The sequence below is a fragment of the Rhizobium sp. CSW-27 genome (assembly GCF_018760785.1).
Lineage (GTDB): Bacteria > Pseudomonadota > Alphaproteobacteria > Rhizobiales > Rhizobiaceae > Neorhizobium.
Genome location: NZ_JAHHZO010000015.1, coordinates 83,839 through 100,632 on the forward strand (window position 1 = coordinate 83,839; position 16,794 = coordinate 100,632).

General features: G+C 59.7%; 17 protein-coding genes. 9 read left to right on the forward strand and 8 right to left on the reverse strand.

What is annotated here, in order from left to right; genetic code table 11:
* Positions 1-11 precede the first annotated feature (11 nt).
* The 3 genes from KLP42_RS22280 (at position 12) to KLP42_RS22290 (ending at position 4,132) form a co-directional block, all read left to right on the forward strand.
* On the forward strand, positions 12-1,358 hold the full coding sequence (locus KLP42_RS22280) for a nitric-oxide reductase large subunit (RefSeq protein ID WP_215569609.1): 1,347 nt from the start codon (positions 12-14) through the stop codon (positions 1,356-1,358).
* Between the two features lie 62 nt (positions 1,359-1,420).
* A complete protein-coding gene (locus KLP42_RS22285; protein ID WP_215569611.1) occupies positions 1,421-2,224 on the forward strand; it encodes a CbbQ/NirQ/NorQ/GpvN family protein in 804 nt (267 codons plus the stop codon).
* A gap of 9 nt (positions 2,225-2,233) precedes the next feature.
* Positions 2,234-4,132 carry a nitric oxide reductase activation protein NorD gene (locus tag KLP42_RS22290; protein ID WP_215569612.1) on the forward strand — a complete coding sequence of 633 codons (1,899 nt, stop codon included), beginning with the start codon at positions 2,234-2,236 and terminating at the stop codon, positions 4,130-4,132.
* 70 nt (positions 4,133-4,202) lie between these two features.
* Here KLP42_RS22290 and hemN read toward each other — a convergent pair whose 3' ends face one another.
* Both hemN and KLP42_RS26990 read right to left on the reverse strand, forming a co-directional pair.
* Complete coding sequence (gene hemN, locus KLP42_RS22295; protein ID WP_215569666.1) at positions 4,203-5,555, reverse strand: oxygen-independent coproporphyrinogen III oxidase; 1,353 nt, start codon at positions 5,553-5,555, stop codon at positions 4,203-4,205.
* A 34-nt stretch (positions 5,556-5,589) separates the two neighbouring features.
* The gene (locus KLP42_RS26990; RefSeq protein ID WP_245408940.1) at positions 5,590-5,880 is read right to left on the reverse strand and encodes a hypothetical protein; all 291 of its coding nucleotides are present in this window, start codon (positions 5,878-5,880) and stop codon (positions 5,590-5,592) included.
* Between KLP42_RS26990 and KLP42_RS22300 the strand changes: the two genes are divergently transcribed.
* On the forward strand, positions 5,830-6,030 hold the full coding sequence (locus tag KLP42_RS22300; RefSeq protein ID WP_342588659.1) for a DUF2249 domain-containing protein: 201 nt from the start codon (positions 5,830-5,832) through the stop codon (positions 6,028-6,030). The genes KLP42_RS26990 and KLP42_RS22300 overlap by 51 nt on opposite strands.
* Before the next feature lie 85 nt (positions 6,031-6,115).
* On the forward strand, positions 6,116-6,640 hold the full coding sequence (locus KLP42_RS22305; protein WP_245408925.1) for a DUF2249 domain-containing protein: 525 nt from the start codon (positions 6,116-6,118) through the stop codon (positions 6,638-6,640).
* Here KLP42_RS22305 and KLP42_RS22310 read toward each other — a convergent pair.
* Positions 6,604-7,848, reverse strand: coding sequence for an NnrS family protein (locus KLP42_RS22310; protein ID WP_215569614.1), 1,245 nt, complete (start codon positions 7,846-7,848; stop codon positions 6,604-6,606). The two genes, KLP42_RS22305 and KLP42_RS22310, sit on opposite strands and share 37 nt — an antisense overlap.
* Positions 7,849-8,076: 228 nt before the next feature.
* Between KLP42_RS22310 and nirK the strand changes: the two genes are divergently transcribed.
* From nirK to KLP42_RS22330, 4 genes are all read left to right on the forward strand, one after another.
* Positions 8,077-9,216 carry a copper-containing nitrite reductase gene (gene nirK, locus KLP42_RS22315; protein ID WP_215569616.1) on the forward strand — a complete coding sequence of 380 codons (1,140 nt, stop codon included), beginning with the start codon at positions 8,077-8,079 and terminating at the stop codon, positions 9,214-9,216.
* A gap of 68 nt (positions 9,217-9,284) precedes the next feature.
* Positions 9,285-10,181, forward strand: coding sequence for an SUMF1/EgtB/PvdO family nonheme iron enzyme (locus KLP42_RS22320; RefSeq protein WP_120275928.1), 897 nt, complete (start codon positions 9,285-9,287; stop codon positions 10,179-10,181).
* Positions 10,182-10,281: 100 nt separating this feature from the next.
* Positions 10,282-10,983 (forward strand): Crp/Fnr family transcriptional regulator, encoded by a 702-nt coding sequence (locus KLP42_RS22325; RefSeq protein WP_110792358.1) that lies wholly within the window; start codon positions 10,282-10,284, stop codon positions 10,981-10,983.
* Positions 10,984-11,087: 104 nt separating this feature from the next.
* Positions 11,088-11,528 carry a pseudoazurin gene (locus KLP42_RS22330; protein WP_425353504.1) on the forward strand — a complete coding sequence of 147 codons (441 nt, stop codon included), beginning with the start codon at positions 11,088-11,090 and terminating at the stop codon, positions 11,526-11,528.
* Between the two features lie 387 nt (positions 11,529-11,915).
* On the opposite strand, the gene KLP42_RS22335 is transcribed toward KLP42_RS22330, so the two are convergent.
* The 5 genes from KLP42_RS22335 to KLP42_RS22355 form a co-directional block, all read right to left on the reverse strand.
* Entirely contained in the window at positions 11,916-12,551 is a 636-nt protein-coding gene (locus KLP42_RS22335; protein WP_215569669.1) for a helix-turn-helix domain-containing protein, read from the reverse strand.
* Between the two features lie 67 nt (positions 12,552-12,618).
* Complete coding sequence (locus KLP42_RS22340; protein WP_215569618.1) at positions 12,619-12,999, reverse strand: hypothetical protein; 381 nt, start codon at positions 12,997-12,999, stop codon at positions 12,619-12,621.
* A 179-nt stretch (positions 13,000-13,178) separates the two neighbouring features.
* Positions 13,179-13,790, reverse strand: a complete 612-nt coding sequence (gene fixJ / locus KLP42_RS22345; protein WP_215569620.1) for a response regulator FixJ — start codon at positions 13,788-13,790, stop codon at positions 13,179-13,181.
* A complete protein-coding gene (locus KLP42_RS22350) occupies positions 13,780-15,261 on the reverse strand; it encodes a PAS domain S-box protein (RefSeq protein ID WP_215569622.1) in 1,482 nt (493 codons plus the stop codon). The genes fixJ and KLP42_RS22350 overlap by 11 nt, the downstream gene beginning before the upstream one ends.
* A gap of 334 nt (positions 15,262-15,595) precedes the next feature.
* A complete protein-coding gene (locus KLP42_RS22355; protein ID WP_215569624.1) occupies positions 15,596-16,528 on the reverse strand; it encodes a DMT family transporter in 933 nt (310 codons plus the stop codon).
* Positions 16,529-16,794 lie beyond the last annotated feature (266 nt).

Consider the following 16,794-nt stretch of genomic DNA (forward strand, 5'->3'; position numbering starts at 1 on the left):
GGAGATCTATCATGAAATATCAAAGCCAGAAGGTCGCGATGCTGTATTTCTACGGCGCGCTCGGCCTCTTCCTCGCACAGGTTCTCTTCGGCGTGCTGGCAGGCACGATCTATGTCTTGCCGAACACGCTGTCCGAACTCGTCCCCTTCAACATCGTGCGCATGATCCACACCAACGCCTTGATCGTCTGGTTGCTCATGGGCTTCATGGGCGCGACCTACTATCTGCTGCCTGAAGAGGCGGAGACGGAGCTTTACAGCCCCAAACTCGCCGTCGCGCAGTTCTGGATCTTCCTGATCGCTGCTGCCGCCGCCGTCGTCGGTTATCTCTTCGGCATTCATGAGGGACGCGAGTTTCTTGAGCAGCCCTTCATCATCAAGGTCGGCATTGTCATCGTCGCCTTGATGCTGCTGTTCAACGTCACCATGACATCGCTCAAAGGTCGCAAGACCGTCGTCACCAACATCCTGATCTTCGGGCTCTGGGGGGTCGCGATCTTCTTCCTCTTCGCCTTCTACAACCCGGCCAACCTGGCGCTCGACAAGATGTACTGGTGGTATGTCGTCCATCTCTGGGTCGAGGGCGTCTGGGAGCTGATCATGGCCTCCGTGCTCGCCTTCCTGATGATCAAGCTCAACGGCATCGACCGCGAAGTCGTCGAGAAGTGGCTCTATGTCATCATCGGTCTGGCGCTATTCTCAGGCATTCTCGGCACGGGCCATCACTACTATTGGATCGGTGCGCCGGGCTACTGGCAGTGGATCGGTTCGCTCTTCTCGACGCTCGAAGTGGCGCCCTTTTTCACCATGGTGATCTTCACCTTCGTCATGACCTGGAAGGCCGGCCGAAAGCATCCGAACAAGGCAGCACTCCTGTGGTCGCTCGGCTGCTCGGTCATGGCGTTCTTCGGGGCCGGTGTCTGGGGCTTCCTGCACACGCTGTCGTCAGTGAACTATTACACCCACGGCACGCAGGTCACCGCAGCCCACGGGCATCTCGCCTTCTTCGGCGCCTATGTCATGCTCAACCTCGCGATCATGGCCTATGCCATTCCCGAGATGCGCGGACGTCAGCCCTATAACCAGTGGCTGTCCATCGCGAGCTTCTGGATGATGTGCACGGCCATGTCGGTCATGACCTTCGCGCTCACCTTTGCCGGTGTCCTGCAGGTCCATCTGCAGCGCGTGCTCGGCGAAAGCTACATGGACGTCCAGGACCAGCTGGCCCTGTTCTATTGGGTGCGCCTCGGCTCAGGCGCCGTCGTTCTGGTCTCCGCCCTGATGTTCGTCTGGGCGGTGCTCATCCCCGGCAAGGAAAAACAGCCTGCCTTCGGCGGTTACGTCGAACCCGCCGAGTGACCCAGCGGCTCCGCTGCTTCAAAGGCGGCGGGGCCCTTCCAAGCGCTATAAGGATCAGCACCATGAACGTCATCGCCCGCAACATTCAGCCTGAAATCCCGGCCTATTCTCCCGCCGGCAATGAATGCGCCCTGTTCGAGACAGCCTGGACGCGGCAACTGCCGCTCCTCCTCAAAGGTCCGACGGGCTGTGGCAAGACCCGCTTCGTCAGCCATATGGCACAGAAGCTCGGCCTGCCGCTGACCACCGTGTCGTGCCACGACGATCTGGCCGCTGCCGATCTCACCGGCCGCTTCCTGCTCAAAGGCGGAGAGACGGTCTGGGTCGACGGACCGCTGACCCGGGCGGTCCGGGACGGTGGTGTCTGCTATCTCGACGAGGTGGTCGAGGCGCGCAAGGATGTCGCTGTCGTTCTCCATCCGCTTACCGATGATCGGCGTATCCTGCCCCTGGAACGCACCGGCGAAGAGCTCGTAGCGCCGCCCGCCTTCATGCTCGTTGTGTCCTACAATCCCGGCTATCAGAGCCTGCTCAAGGTACTGAAGCCATCGACCCGCCAGCGTTTCGTCGCCATCGAATTCGACTTCCTGCCCAAGGCGCGGGAAATCGAGGTTGTCTCGGCTGAAAGCGGTTTGCCCGCTGTCACGGTCGAGCCTCTCGTTGAGCTCGCCAGACGGCTACGCGCACTGAAAGGCCATGACCTGGAGGAAGGCGTCTCGACGCGCCTGCTCGTCTATTGCGCCAGCCTGATCGATGCCGGCCTTTCTCCGCGCGAGGCCGTTCGCGCCGCCATGATCGAGCCGCTGACCGACGAACCCGACGTTCGCACTGCCCTTCTCGAACTGGCAAAGGCGGTCATCCGCTAGGAGAATGTCATGCTGGACTTTCTGGAGCTCGAGGAAACGGTTGGGCGCGCTTGGCACAGGCTTGCCGGCGATACCCGCACCTGGCCGCGTTACGCGGAAGCGGCTGTCATGCTGGAAGAGATGCTTCCTGTGCTTTCCGTCTGTTTTCGCGGCTTCGGCGGCGAAAGGACGGTGCAACTGGTGCCGGCGCGGGGCAAGACCTCGCAACACCGGCTGAAGCTTCGGCAACGTATGGGGCTCGGCGAAGAGAAGCTCATCCACCCGGCGCGGGACGAAGCAAGCGTGATGTTGCCCCCGGTCCTCGACCTGATGCCGGAGAAGGCGCTCAACCGCGATCTCTATGTCTGGCTGGCGGCTGCCATGGCCGTGATGCCGCTTCTGCCAATCACCGAATCCGATCCGCTTAAGGCCGATCTCGCCATGCTGGAGGCGGCGTCGGCGCTCGAAAACCAGGTGTTGAAGGCTTTTCCTGGTCTCATTGATTGCTATCGCCGGCTTTGCCTCGCCCTTCTGTCGGAGCGCCGGCGTGGCTCGCTGCCACGGGTGGAGGGGTTGCTGGAGGATCGCATCATCGATCTCCTGCGCAGTGGCGCGGGGCTCGCGCCGCTTTCACCAGGGGATGATATGCCGGGGAGGGCGCCGCCCGGCTATCTACCGATGTTGCCCGTGCCGCTCTGGCCGCAAGCGGTCATCCGGGAAGAATGGGCCGGTCGCCAGGACGTGGATCAGCCGGTCGGCTCCAGTCAGGCGGATGCGCAAGCCGCTGGCCGCCATGTCGCGACGCGCGAAAAGGATTCAGCCGCCAAGGGCGAGCGCAGCCCCTTCATCCTCAACCGCTTCGAAAAGATCCTCGCCATGGCCGAAATGGTCAATGTCGATCGTCCCGCCGATGACCGCGACGATCACGATGCGTCGGCTGCCGATGAACTCGACGAGATGGTGCTTGGCGAACGCAAGGGCCGACCTGCAGCTAAATTTCGCTTCGACCTCGACCTGCCGCCGGAAGCGCTCATTCATTCTGCCATCGAAGCTGAAACGACCTATCCGGAATGGGACTATAGGCACGGGGTCTATCTCAAGGACCACTGCCGGGTCATTGCCGGCCCGGCATCCGATGAAGGCCTTTCGCCTGGCCCGTCGCCGGAGATGAAGGCGCTGGTTCGCCGAGTGCGGCGACAGTTTGAGGCGATGCGCCCGCGCCACGAGATGCTGCGCGCGCAGGTAGACGGTGCCGATCTCGATCTCGACGCTGTGGTCCGCAGTCGTACCGAACTGGCCGCGAGCGGTGAATGTTCGGACCGTATCCATCTGGCAAGCCGGCCGCAGACCCATGATCTCGCCGTCACGTTGCTGGTCGACGTATCGCTGTCGACTGACGCCTGGTTAAACGACCGCCGGGTACTTGATGTCGAGAAGGAGGCCCTTCTGGTGCTGGCCGAGGGGCTTGCCGCCTGTGGTGACATGCATTCGATCCTGAGCTTCACGTCGAGGCGCAGGGACTGGGTGCGTGTCGAGACGATCAAGGACTTTGACGAGCCAATGAGTGCGCATGTGCGCCATCGCATCGCCGCGCTCAAGCCCGGCTACTACACCCGCATGGGCGCAGCGCTTCGCCATGCGACGGCCAAGCTTGCCGAACGTCCCAACCGCAAGCACCTGCTGCTTATTCTGACCGATGGCAAGCCGAACGATGTCGATCACTACGAGGGCCGTTTTGCGCTTGAAGATACCCGCCGGGCAGTGACCGAGGCGCGCCGCCGCGGCATCCATGTCTTCGGCGTGACCGTCGACCAGGATGCCAAGACCTATGTGCCCGCCGTGTTCGGCCATCACGGCTATGCCATCGTACCCGATATCCGGCGCCTGCCGGCAGCCCTGCCGCAGATCTACCGCGCGCTCGTTCGCTGATCCGCGATCGCGCAAAGGGAAAGCCCGGACCGATCGATCGGTCCGGGCTTTCTCGTTTCACCGTTTTGGCTCAGGCCGCAGTGGCGTGTGTTCTGTCCGTTTCACCGAGATAGGCATCGAAGCACGAAGCCACCGTTCTCACCAGGAATCTGTGCTGCGTATCGACACTCAGCAGATCCCCACGCCAGCTAACGATACCTTCCTCCAACAACGTCTTCAGTGGCAGATTGGCTTTGCCGATGCTGTCGTCTGGAAGTTCGAAACCTTCCGGCATGGCTCCAAAATCGACCTGGAAGTCGCACATCAGCCGCTCGATGATCCAGGCACGGACGCGGTCTTCTCGGGTGAGACGATAGCCTTTCGACGTCGCCAGTTCACCGGATGAGATGGCATTTGCATAACGTCCGATCGCGACGTCGTTTTGCGCGTAGCCTTCGTCAAGGCGTCCGATCGCCGAGGATCCAAACCCGATGAGTGTCGAGGCGTCATCGGTCGTATATCCCTGGAAATTGCGGCGCAGTGCTTTGCGATCGGCCGCGATCGAAAGCGAATCCTCCGGAAGGGCAAAATGATCGAGGCCGATGCGGCGATATCCTGCTTGACACAGCGTTGCCGCGATTGCCTCTGCCTGGGCATGCCGCTCATGAGCATCGCCAAGGGCTGCCGCATCGATCAGGCGCTGATGCTTCTTGAAGTTCGGAACATGGGCGTAGCCGAACACGGCGAAGCGTTCGGGACGCATGGCGGCCGCCATCTTCGCAGTTTCAATCGCGGAGTCGACGGTCTGATGCGGCAAACCATAGATGAGGTCGAAGTTGACGCTTCTGGCTCCTGCCTTGCGCAGGTTTGAAAGGGCTGTTGCCGTCTGTTCTGCCGACTGGATGCGATTGATCGCCTTTTGAACCTTGGGATCGAAGCTCTGTACGCCGAGGCTCGCCCGGGTCATTCCTGCTTCGCCGAGTGCTACAGACATATCGACGGTCAGCGTTCTCGGGTCGATTTCCACCGCAAGCTCTGTCGTGCTCCCGGTGCCAAAGGTTGCGGCAAGCGTGGCAGCCAGATCTCGGAATTCCTGCGGCGTCATGATGGTGGGCGTGCCGCCGCCGAAGTGAATGTCGCTGACGTCCTGCCGCCGTCCGATGGCCTTCGCCACCAGTCTGATTTCCTGTTTCAGCACGGTCAGGTAGTCGAGGATCGGTGCATCCTTCTGGGTAATCGTCGTGTGGCAGCCGCAATACCAGCACATGGAGCGGCAGAAGGGCACATGCAGGTAAAGGGAGACCGGATCGTTTTCCGGCATGGCGGCCAGCCAGTCGCGATAGGTGCCCGCACCTATGCTGGGCGAAAAGCGGGGCGCCGTCGGATAGCTCGTGTAACGGGGCAGGCGGCTTTCGCCATAACGGCGGATAATCTCTGAGTTCATCATATCGCTCCGGTTTTGTGCCGTGACGATACTGTCAGGTGCCGTCGTTTCGTTGTCGAAAGGCAAAGAGGAACGCTGCTTTCCAGCTTTTGCTTGTCACAGCACAACGAAGGCTGGGCACGCGGGCTGCAATGTCCTGTGGTGCGGCAGAGCTGCATGCGACCTGCAAACCTGCATTGAAGAAAGCCACCGAATGACCGTTGTTGAAGATCATGTTCTCAAACTCGACGTGCGCGAAATTCCCCACATGGAAAGACATCCCCGCATATTCGGAATGTTGAATGCGCTGCTTCCGGATTTCCAGCTGCTCCTGACCGTCGATCATGATCCGGTCCCGCTCTACTACCATCTGGAAATGCATTATGATGGGATGTTCGGATGGGAATACCTTTCCCGCGGTCCGGAGATATGGGAAGTCCGGATTCGCCGAAAGAAGCACGAAGGCTGCAACTGCAACTGCGGTGGCGGTCACTGAACCATGAGGGAGCGATCGGGAGACAGCGGTCGCTCCACGCCATCCATGGTGATCGGACAGGTGAAGTCGGAAATTGGGAGGTCAAGTGTCGACGACAGCCAACTTCAAAGAACTCGACGTAAGGCCCATCCTTCGTGACGGAGGGGAGCCGTTTCCCGCGATCATGGATGCGGTTCAGTCCTTGCAGCCGGGAGAAGGCCTGCGCCTGCTGGCAACGTTTCGCCCGGTACCGCTGCTGAGCGTCATGGCGCGCCGGGGCTATTCGGCCGAACTGAAGGAACTGGATGACGGCGAGTGGGAGGTGATGTTCCTTCCGGTGACGGAAGCTTCCGCAGAAGTTCTCCACTCGATCGGGGCAGAAGAAGCAGCGGCCTGGCCTGATCCGCTGTGGCGGGTCGACCTTTCTGAGCAGCAGCCCCCGGTACCGATGGAAAAGGTTCTCTCGCTGATCGAACTCATGGAGCCCGGCGAAGTGCTTTTCGCGGTGTTGTCAGAGGAATCGCGCTTTTTATGCGCGGAGCTGGAACAGCGCGGTCATCAATGGGTCGGCAATCTCGATGCGTCGAAGCGCGCCTATCGCATGTTGATCCGGGTTGGCGGTGAAGGTTGACGACCCGGTTGCCGCTGAACGTGGCATAGGAGACCCGCATTGTCCCTGAGAAACAAGACAAAGGCGGAAATCCAGAACAGTCCTGACGTTGCGATAACGGGCCCATAGTATTCCGGAATGAGGTCGGCTGCGATGCGAACGCCTGCTGCAAACAGCACGCATGGAACGGACAGCCGCTGAACCCACGAAATTTTCTCGTTTCGACCGGTATGAAGCCGGATCGACCGGTTCATAACCGCAAGCATCATCCCCGTGACGGATCCGATGGCTAGAAGATGCATTGCCGTAAGCGGGCCGAGCAGGTCGAGTGCGGTCGCGCCCATTCCCAATAGCCCGAGAGGGATGAAGCCGTAAGAGAAGTGCATCCCTGAGATCAGGGGAGATCGCAGGATCATTGGCCTGAACCATCTTGCTGCGCGAACGAGGTGCGCACCAGCCGCAACAGCCGCCAGGGTCGCCGTAAGCAGACTGGACGGTTCATATGTCCACATCGTCGCGGTCAGGAGCGTGGCAGTCAGGACGAAGCTATCGACAATGCGATTGCCGGTGGCGAGGCGCGGTCTGCCTGACTGGGCAAGCCAGCTGTTTGTGAAGCTTGGAATGAGTTTGTCGGAGGTCGCGGTGATCAACAGGACATAGACGGAAAGGGCTGCCCGTGCCCAGGCTCCGACGTCTCCGCCGTGCATGGCTGCGATATGAAACCCGCCATTGATAAGCGCGAGAGAGCTAACGCAAAGGATTGGCTTTACATCCGCAATTCGTCTCGCGACCCAGACCTCCCGCAAGCAGAAATAGGCAAAGAGTGGAAGGAAGATCCAGTCGATCAGGAGCGCGATGACGGCCGTTGTTTCCCCGACCATCAGCATGGAGAGGCGGCCCGCAACCCAGATGATGAAGAGGCGGCCTAGAGGCTTGCCTGAGAGGGGAAAGCGACCCGTCCAGTTCGGAACGGTCGTCATCAGATATCCCACCAGAACGGCCGGCATGAAGCCGAACAGAAGTTCGTGCGCGTGCCAGGCGGACTGGCCATATGTTTCTGCTGTCTGGAGCCAGCCGCTATTCGTGCAGATCCAGATCGCTATCGTCGCAATGGCCCAAAGAGACGCGCCGAGATAGAAAGGCCGGAATCCGTAGGATAGCAGAATGGCGCCGTCACGCCCCAGTCCGCGGGGAATGCCGCCACGGGTCGGTCGTGTCTCTTCCTTCATGAAACTTGCTCTCCAAAGTCGCCGATAGATGCTGCCTCAAAGATTTTCAGACGAAGTAATTGATCTCGATCAAAGGGCGCCGACAAACCTATTATTAGATCGGCGGCTGAATGACGCAGTCGCCCTCCGAAGTTCATTGTTCCAGAACAAATAGATCGGCGCATCATGAAGTAAAACAGTGTCAACAGTTCGAGCGAAACGCTCACTGATTGATAAGGAGAAACGACCATGACCGAGTGCCTGAACCTAACCAGAAGAACAATGCTTGCCGGCGCTGTCTTCGCGAGCGCACTCGCACCTGTTTTGTCAGGCACGGTTGCTCGCGCAGAAGGCGGTGACATCAAAACCAACGCCGCTGCTGCTGCCGCCGACATTGCCAAGTTGGAGCGGGTAAAGGTCGACCTGGTGGCGCCGCCCTTCGTTCATGCCCATACGCAGAAGGCCGAAGGGCCCCCGAAGGTTGTCGAGTTCACCCTCAGCATCCAGGAAAAGAAGATCATCGTCGATGATGCCGGAACCGAAGTCCATGCCATGACGTTCAACGGCTCTGTCCCTGGTCCCATGATGGTCGTTCATCAGGACGATTATGTCGAGTTGACTCTCATCAATCCCGAGACGAACACGCTTCAGCACAACATCGATTTCCACTCGGCCACGGGTGCCCTTGGCGGTGGCGCGCTGACGCTGGTCAATCCGGGCGAGACAGCCGTCTTGCGCTTCAAGGCCACCAAGGCAGGTGTCTTCGTCTACCACTGCGCACCTCCCGGAATGGTGCCGTGGCATGTCACCTCGGGCATGAATGGCGCGATCATGGTTCTGCCGCGCGACGGTCTCAAGGACCACAAGGGCAATGATCTGCCTTATGACAAGGTATACTATGTCGGCGAGCAGGACTTTTATGTCCCCAAGGATGCCGACGGCAACTACAAGAAATATGAAAGTGCCGGCGATGCTTATGCCGATGTGCTCGAAGTCATGAATACGCTGACCCCGAGCCATATTGTTTTCAACGGTGCGGTCGGAGCCCTGACGGGCGACAATGCCCTGACTGCTGCGGTCGGCGAACGGGTTCTGATCCTGCATTCGCAGGCCAATCGCGATACCCGTCCGCATCTGATCGGTGGCCATGGCGATTATGTCTGGGCAACCGGCAAGTTCGCCAACCCGCCGCAACTCGATCAGGAAACCTGGTTCATTCCCGGAGGCGCTGCGGGTGCCGCCTACTACACCTTCCAGCAGCCGGGCATCTACGCCTATGTGAACCACAACCTGATCGAAGCCTTCGAAAAGGGTGCGGCCGCACACTTTAAGGTCACCGGCGACTGGAACGACGATCTGATGACCGCCGTGGTCAAGCCGGACAGCTGATCCTTGCGACGCACGGGGTGCTGATAGAGCGCCCCGTGAACTTCCTCTCTAATCTGTTGGAAATCGCCATGTCCGGCGCTGTTCTCACCCCCAGGCATCCGAATTCGGTCGGCTCGGTATTGCTGCCGCTTCTGCTCATCGGTGCTTTGTCCACTGCCGTCTTGGTTCAATCGGGGATCGTGCGGTTGAGTGGTGGCACTGATCTGCTCCCGCCGCAGACGATCTCGGTGGCTCCGGCAAGTTTCACCTACCGCCAGCCCGGTGAGTTTTACCGCGCCGGATATGCCGTCGACGGGCCGAAGGCAGACTATGTGATGACAGCGCCTCTGACGATCATGAAGTATCAGGTGAGCACGCAGGATTACGATGCCTGCGTTGCCGATGGGGCATGCCCGGCCCGGGAATCGGCCACCCTATCTCGCCCCGACATGCCGGCAACTGGCGTCAGTCATGACGACGCGACACTCTATGCCCGCTGGTTTTCGGAAAAGAGCGGTGGGGTCTGGCGTCTGCCGAGTGACGTGGAGTTGGCCTTTGCGGCTGGTGAAAAGTTTCCGGATGACGCCCTCGGCATAGATCCGGACACTCGGAACCCGGCACTGCGTTGGCTCGCCGACTACGAGCGCGAAGCCGCTCGCAAGAGATCCAAGGAGCCAGAGCCGCTTCCCTATGGCAGCTTTGGCGAGAACGAGCATGGTCTGGCCGATTTTGCTGGTAACGTCTGGGAATGGACGACGACCTGCAATAAACGCGTCGATCTCGTCACGGAGGGACGGTCGGTCACAACCGAAGCCTGTGGCGTCTATATTGCCACCGGCAAACACAGATCGCCCCTGAGTTCGTTCATCCGCGACCCTAAAAGCGGTGGCTGTTCTGTCGGTGTTCCTCCAGACCATGTCGGCTTCCGGCTGGTCGAAGATCGTCGCTGGTACGCTCCTTTGCTCTTTTCGATCGGTGCCTTGTGAGGTAGGTTGCCCCTGTCGCATTGGACACTCGCCATTACAGTCGTTATCGGGTTCCTCAAGGCCTGAAAGTGCACGCTGGTTGGCGGGAGAGGGATCTGTTTTGAAACTTGATCGGACGATCATCAAGTCCTTGTCATTATTCGACAAGATGACCGATGACGAGTTGGACGCGCTGCTCGTTCCCGCGCAGACGAGACGACTGCCGATCGGTGAGTCCGTGTTCGAGCAGGGACAGCCGGCTTCATATTTCTTCCTCCTTCTGCATGGGCGTTTGAAGGTCACGCAGGTCACGAGCGCGGGTCAGCAGATCATCGTGCGCGTCGTCCATCCAGGTGACCTGTTCGGCTTCGCCAAGGCTCTGCAACGACACGATTATCCGGGAACCGCCCTTGCTGCTGCCGAAAGCATTGTTCTGTCCTGGCCAACTGATATGTGGCCGAAATTCGTGGAACGGAATCCAAGGCTTGCCGTCAGCGCGATGGAGACGATCGGACAAAGGCTCGAGGAAGCGCATGTCCGCATTCGCGAAATGTCCACGCAAGAAGTCGAGAAGAGGGTAGCGCATACCGTGTTGCGGCTGGCGCAGAAGGCCGGTCGCAAGGAGGCTGCGGGAATTCGGATCGATTTTCCGATTTCAAGGCAGGATATCGCCGAAATGACCGGAACCACGATTCATACGGTCTCGCGCATATTCAGTTCCTGGGAGAGCAGAGGCCTGATCGAAGGCGGTCGTCAGAAACTGCTTGTGCGCGATATGGCCGAACTGGCATCGCTGGCGGATTCGCTTCCCGAACGTCGATAGCCAGGGGAAGCGTTCCCTTACTTGATATTGCGCAAAGAAGGCTCGTCCATCCCGGCCTATCTCTTCTCCATCGGAACGAGGTGTTCCCGTCTTAGGAGATGAAAATGAAACTGCGTAGTGTAACCATGGCAGCCGTTCTTTTGCTTTCGGCCCCGGCGCTCTCGATCGCTGCTGACTTCGAAGTCAAGTTGCTGAACAAGGGTGCAGATGGTGCCATGGTGTTCGAGCCTGCGGGCCTGAAGATTGCCCCCGGTGATACCGTCACCTTCATCCCCACCGACAAGGGTCACAATGCCGAAACCATCAAGGGCATGATCCCGGATGGTGCTGCGGAGTTCAAGGGCAAGATGAACGAGACGATCAAGGTTACCTTCGAGGTTCCCGGTGTCTACGGTGTGAAATGCGCGCCTCATGTCGGCATGGGTATGGTCGCTGCCATCCTCGTTGGGGACGCCCCTGCCGCCAATCTCGACGCCTTCAACGCCGCCAAGCTTCCGAAGAAGGCCCGCGAGCGCATCGACGCTGCTGTCGCCGCAGCGAAGTAAACCGGAAGATTGTTGCAGAATGGAAAATGCCGCCCGGGAGGCCCTGGGCGGCATTTTTTGACTGAACCAGCCTCTATGTGGATCGCGCTTCCGCGCGTTCCGGCAGGCAGAGACCTTCCATGTCGCCTGGGGGGGCGGTGTCGCCTCGGTCACGACGAGCGTCGTGTCGCAAGCGGAGATGAGTGATCTGGTGATCCGTGCGGAGACCGAGCGACGACCGTTTCTCAGGGCCCGGCTTCGGTCCGCTGTTTCGCATATGCCGACGCAGTTTTGCCGGAAAGACTATAGAGCACTTCCGGCGAAAACGGATGCGCCTTCAATGCTCTATCTCTTTGTTTTCACGCAATTTTGGACGCAAAACCGCTTCGCACTTTTGCTGGACTTGCTCTAGTTGCTCAGCATCCGAAGCTTTTCGGGTTTCACGATCTCGATGCTGCGGGCATTGCGCAGCCTGACGATCCCCATATCGCGGAGTTTCGAGATCGTGCGCGAAACGGTTTCGATGGTCAGCCCGAGGTAGTCGCCGATGTCGATACGGCTCATGGGCAGGTCGATCACATCCGCGCCGCCCTCGCGATCGGCGAGGTCCACCAGGAAAACGGCAATCTTCTCGAGCGAACTCTGCCGGCCAACGACCAGCAGGTGCTCCTGGGCGCGAACCATGGCTTTCAAGGCGACGCCGACCAGGCGGTCGTTGAGCTGGCCGCCGGCGTCGCGTTCGATGGAGATCAGACCGGTGTTCACCATGGCCTCGGCATAGAAGCTGTGGGTGTCGTTGATCTCGAAGCCAAAGGTCTCACCGACGAGGTGAAAGGCGACGATCTGACGGCGGCCATCGGCCAGGAGGCGGTAAATGCGCACCGCCCCATATTCGATCTGGTAGAGGGAACGCGTGCGTTCGCCCTGGGCGTAGATCACACAATCCGGCGTATGAAAGGTCACGGGCCTGATATGCGCTTGGCTCCGCGCACGCGGCGGGGCGGAGATACGCGAATTGAGTGTGATCGAAGCGGCGGTCTGCATCGGCATGTCCCCTCTGGTTGAAGAGATCATGTTGGATCGGGGGCTTTGCCGCTATTGAGTTCTTCCACTACGGGTTCTTACGTAGGGCCGATACGGCATTGGCAATATCCGGCCCCTTGAGGGGTTTGGACAGCACACAAATGTCGTCCGGGTTGAAGCCCTCGTAGTCTCTGTCGTCCTCGGCGAGCACGACGACTTTTACGCCGCGGCTGGCCAGACTGAGGCCGGCCGTCAGATCGGCGGGCGGGAGGCAGGTGTCGAGAATGACGCATTGCGCATGACTGATCGCCTCGGTCGCCATCGTCCAGTCGTTGAACTGCTCCACTGTCTGGCCGTGCGTGTTGAGAGCAAAGCTGATCGACCGCAGCAAGGCCGGGTCTTTGACAACAGCAACAATGGCAGACAGCGTGGACAATGGGATCTCAGAAGCTCGGTCGTAGTCTTTCACCAAGCTTCGTGATCGCATATTGGCAGACGCACGACCTTGTCATGGATCAAGCGTAAGTCGGATTACGCGAGAAATCGGCGGGAGAATTTCCGGTGAAAAGCCGACCACCTGAAATCATATATCTATTTGTTTTTCCGCAGTCCGGATGCAAAACCGCTAAGAGAACTTTGCTGGACAGGCTAGATGCTGACGGTCAGCGACATGCGCACCAGTTCCGGCAGGCTGCGTGCTTTCATCTTCATCATCACATTGGCGCGATGGACTTCGACGGTTCGCGGGCTGATGTCGAGATTGAAAGCGATGGCTTTGTTCGGCTGCCCGGCCACAACGGCTGCCAGGATCTGCCGTTCCCGTTCGCTGAGGCTACCAATGCGTGAGCGGAGATCGTCCACGCTCACCGTGCCCGCAGATGAATCCGCAAGTTTTTCGGCCGCCCGTCGCACCGCTTCAATGATCACGGCCTCTTCGAACGGCTTCTCGATGAAGTCCACGGCGCCGGCTTTCATCGCTTCGACGGCCATCGGGATATCGCCATGCCCTGTTACGATGATCGAGGGTATCGGTGGCGAGATGCTCGATATCTTGCGCACCAGGTCCAGGCCACTCATGTCGGGCATGCGCATGTCCGTGACCAGGACTGCGTTGCGAAGGCTCTGGGCAATCTCCGAAAAGGCGGTTGCGGTCGGATGAAGCCTCACGCCGAAACCGTTCACCGTCAGCATGAACCCCAGCGATTTGCGAAGTGCCTCTTCGTCATCAACGATGTGGACGGTAAAATCGTCAGGCTGCATTCTGGCCCTCGTCGTGCTGCAAAAGGGTAAAACTGAAACAGGCGCCGCCAAGTTCACTTTTGGACACGGTCATCTCTCCGCCATGGGCTTCGACGATCCGCCTGGAGATCGACAAGCCGATCCCCATTCCTCCTGCCTTGGTGGTGGTGAATGGCTTGAAGATATCCTGAGCGACTTCAGGAGATATCCCGGGACCGGAATCCTCAACTCTCACCGTCAGCAGTTCCATCTTGTCCGAGCGGACGCTGACGCGGATTTCCTTGTTTTCCGTGTGCTTCATCGCCTCGATCGCGTTGCGCATAAGGTTGGTCAGCACCTGCTGGATCTGGATGCGGTCGACGAAGACCTGATCATTGTCGGAGGTGAAATCGAACACGGTGCGCACGCCCTTTTCCCGTGAGCCGACAAGCGCGAGCGCTCCGGCCTCTTCCACGAGTTGGCGCAGGCTCTCCGCGCGCTTTTCCGTCTCGCCTTTGGTGACGAACTCGCGCAGATGTCGAATGATCTGCCCGGCGCGGATGCTCTGCTCTCCCGCTTCCAGCAAGGCGTCGCGAACCTGGATATCGCGATCGTCAACCGCGTTCTGCAACAAACGCGCACAGCCATGCACATAGTTGGCGATCGCCGACAATGGCTGGTTCAACTCGTGTGCCAGCGTCGATGCCATCTCTCCCATTTCGTTCAATCGGCCGAGCCTTGCGAGTTCGGTCTGGATCTCCTGCAGGCGCGCCGCAGATTCTTCTCGCTCCGTGAGGTCGCGGACAAACCCGGTGAAGAACCGTTTTCCGCCGCGTTTGATCTCGCCGACGGCAAGCTTCATCGGAAAGGTCGAACCGTCCTTGCGCTGGCCGACCACGACCCGGTCGACACCAATAATCCTCTTTTCGCCCGTTTCCATGTAGCGGCGCATGTAGCCGTCATGCTCCAGGCGGTAGGGCTGAGGCATGAGCAGTTTCAGGTTCTGACCGATCGCTTCGTCTTCCGAATAGCCAAACTGACGGACCGCTGCGGAGTTGAACGAAATGATGATCCCGTTCTCGTCGCTGACGATGGTAGCATCGAGCACGGTGTCGAGGATCGACCCAAGCCGCGCCTCGCGGTCGTCCAGTGCTTCTTTCAGTTCCGACTGCGTGTCTCGATTTTCATCTGATCGCCAGGCAAGCCAGACAATAAGCGCGGCTAAGACGGCAAGCGCGCCTGTTTCGAAGCGTGCTGTTTCGGGGAGAGGAAACTGACCGGAAAAGAGCCAACCGGTGAGGCCTAAGATGGCTGCGAGCAGGGCCGGGCCCGCCCCGCCAATCAGAGCTGTGGCGACGACCGAAATCGCCAGAAACAGGGAGAGCGTTTCCGAAGCGGCGTCGCCCATGGCAAAACGTGCGCCACCGATGGCCGCTACCGTTCCGACAACCGCGACGACATAGCCCCGCGCGTTGGGGAGCGATCGGGTGTTCCTCTTTTGCGAGTTTACCATAGCGACCGTGATTTCTAGTTCACTTTACCGAAGCGATTTTGCGCGGGCCGTCATCCGCACCGGTTGCGAACGATTCGCCATTCGTGAGCGGCAACCTAGCTCCTGCCTCCGGTTGATAGAAGTCAAAAAGTGATCCTCATCAGTATTCTCCACCTCCCTTTGCCATGCTGTCCGGTTCGGCAGAGTTGAACGCAGGGGGGGTAACGGGCCTCCTGCATGGACCAGTCAGGATAGTCTTCGCATTGCTGCGCGTCACTTCGATGACATCGTGCTGCGGTGCAAGGTGTGCTCGGTCATCGTTCCGCTGGCGCGGGTAAACAACGTGTCTGCAAGCTCATGGGGTCTTGCTCTTTGAGGGCGAGGCCCGCCGCTTTGCTTCGAGCGCCGCAACGGCGGCCCCCGATAGGACGAGCGGCAGGGCGAGGAGGAAGGGATGCGTCAGCGGCTGACCGAACAGGACGAGATCGGCCAAGATCGGCCACAGGATCGCCAGATATTCGAACGGGGCGAGGCGCGAGGCTTCCGTGTAGCGGAAGGCCAGCGTCATGCAGATATGTGCGAAGCCTCCGAAAATGCCGGCGCCGACGAGACACAGCAATTGGGATAGGCTCGGGACGGCCCAGCCGAAGGGGAGCGTCGCGATGCCGCCGATCATGGATGCCACGACGAAATAGAATGCGATAGCGCCTGGACTTTCCGTCCGGCTGAGGCTGCGCACCATAATCAGAGCGAATGCCGTGAGCAGCCCCATCAGGAGACCGAAGCCGAAGCCGGCTAGACGAGTGTCGTCGACCGTTGCTTGACCAAGTTCCGGCCAGACGAGTGCCAACACGCCGAGAGTGCCCAAGATGACTCCTGCGACCCGCCAGACCGTTGCCCGTTCCGAAAGGATGAGGACGCCTGCAATTGCCGTGAAAACGGGAGAGAGGTAACCCAGCAAGGTTGCCTCCGCGAGTGACAGGCGGGCAATCGAGGCGAAGGACGCAAACATGGCTGCCGCGCCGAGTGCTGATCGCAGCAGGTGATCGAGCGGACGCCTTGTCGCGAGTCCGCCTGGAAACTCTCCTCGTATCCAGAGGAAGCAGACGAGGGGTGCGAGCGCGAATGTCGACCGGAAGAATACGATCTGGCCCACGGGCACATCTGCAGAAACCGCTTTGACGAAAACAGCCATCGCCGCAAAGAGCGCGCCGGAGAGTATGCGCAGGATGATGCCGAGGGCAGGGCGGTCCAGGTGCTGCGGCTTCGCGCTGCTCTCATTCTTCATTTGTCACCGCCACCGACTGTCAAAACGCGAGATGGGATCCGGATCTGCCGGTCGCCGAGGCGTGCAATGTCATTGTTTGCCGGGTAAGTCGAGAGGTTGACCCGCAGTCTGCGGGCCGTCGACAACCGTCGACCGTTGTCGGATCGCGCAACTGATATGCCGCCTTCCAGTCGCCTGCAATCATTCAAGAATTGCTTCAGTGCTTGATCTGGCGCAACGATCCTTAACTCGGAAGACGCCAATGGTCCTGCAACGATTTGCGGGAA

What these genes read in the sequence shown, in the direction of transcription:
- KLP42_RS22310 (WP_215569614.1), bottom strand. Translation starts at nt 7,848, where the DNA reads ATGAAGGAAGAGACACGACCGACCCGTGGCGGCATTCCCCGCGGACTG.
- KLP42_RS22290 (WP_215569612.1), top strand. Translation starts at nt 2,234, where the DNA reads ATGCTGGACTTTCTGGAGCTCGAGGAAACGGTTGGGCGCGCTTGGCAC.
- hemN (WP_215569666.1), bottom strand. Translation starts at nt 5,555, where the DNA reads ATGAACTCAGAGATTATCCGCCGTTATGGCGAAAGCCGCCTGCCCCGT.
- nirK (WP_215569616.1), top strand. Translation starts at nt 8,077, where the DNA reads ATGACCGAGTGCCTGAACCTAACCAGAAGAACAATGCTTGCCGGCGCT.
- KLP42_RS26990 (WP_245408940.1), bottom strand. Translation starts at nt 5,880, where the DNA reads ATGATCGACGGTCAGGAGCAGCTGGAAATCCGGAAGCAGCGCATTCAA.
- KLP42_RS22350 (WP_215569622.1), bottom strand. Translation starts at nt 15,261, where the DNA reads ATGGTAAACTCGCAAAAGAGGAACACCCGATCGCTCCCCAACGCGCGG.
- KLP42_RS22300 (WP_342588659.1), top strand. Translation starts at nt 5,830, where the DNA reads ATGTTGAATGCGCTGCTTCCGGATTTCCAGCTGCTCCTGACCGTCGAT.
- KLP42_RS22330 (WP_425353504.1), top strand. Translation starts at nt 11,088, where the DNA reads ATGAAACTGCGTAGTGTAACCATGGCAGCCGTTCTTTTGCTTTCGGCC.
- fixJ (WP_215569620.1), bottom strand. Translation starts at nt 13,790, where the DNA reads ATGCAGCCTGACGATTTTACCGTCCACATCGTTGATGACGAAGAGGCA.
- KLP42_RS22335 (WP_215569669.1), bottom strand. Translation starts at nt 12,551, where the DNA reads ATGCAGACCGCCGCTTCGATCACACTCAATTCGCGTATCTCCGCCCCG.
- KLP42_RS22355 (WP_215569624.1), bottom strand. Translation starts at nt 16,528, where the DNA reads ATGAAGAATGAGAGCAGCGCGAAGCCGCAGCACCTGGACCGCCCTGCC.
- KLP42_RS22285 (WP_215569611.1), top strand. Translation starts at nt 1,421, where the DNA reads ATGAACGTCATCGCCCGCAACATTCAGCCTGAAATCCCGGCCTATTCT.
- KLP42_RS22320 (WP_120275928.1), top strand. Translation starts at nt 9,285, where the DNA reads ATGTCCGGCGCTGTTCTCACCCCCAGGCATCCGAATTCGGTCGGCTCG.
- KLP42_RS22280 (WP_215569609.1), top strand. Translation starts at nt 12, where the DNA reads ATGAAATATCAAAGCCAGAAGGTCGCGATGCTGTATTTCTACGGCGCG.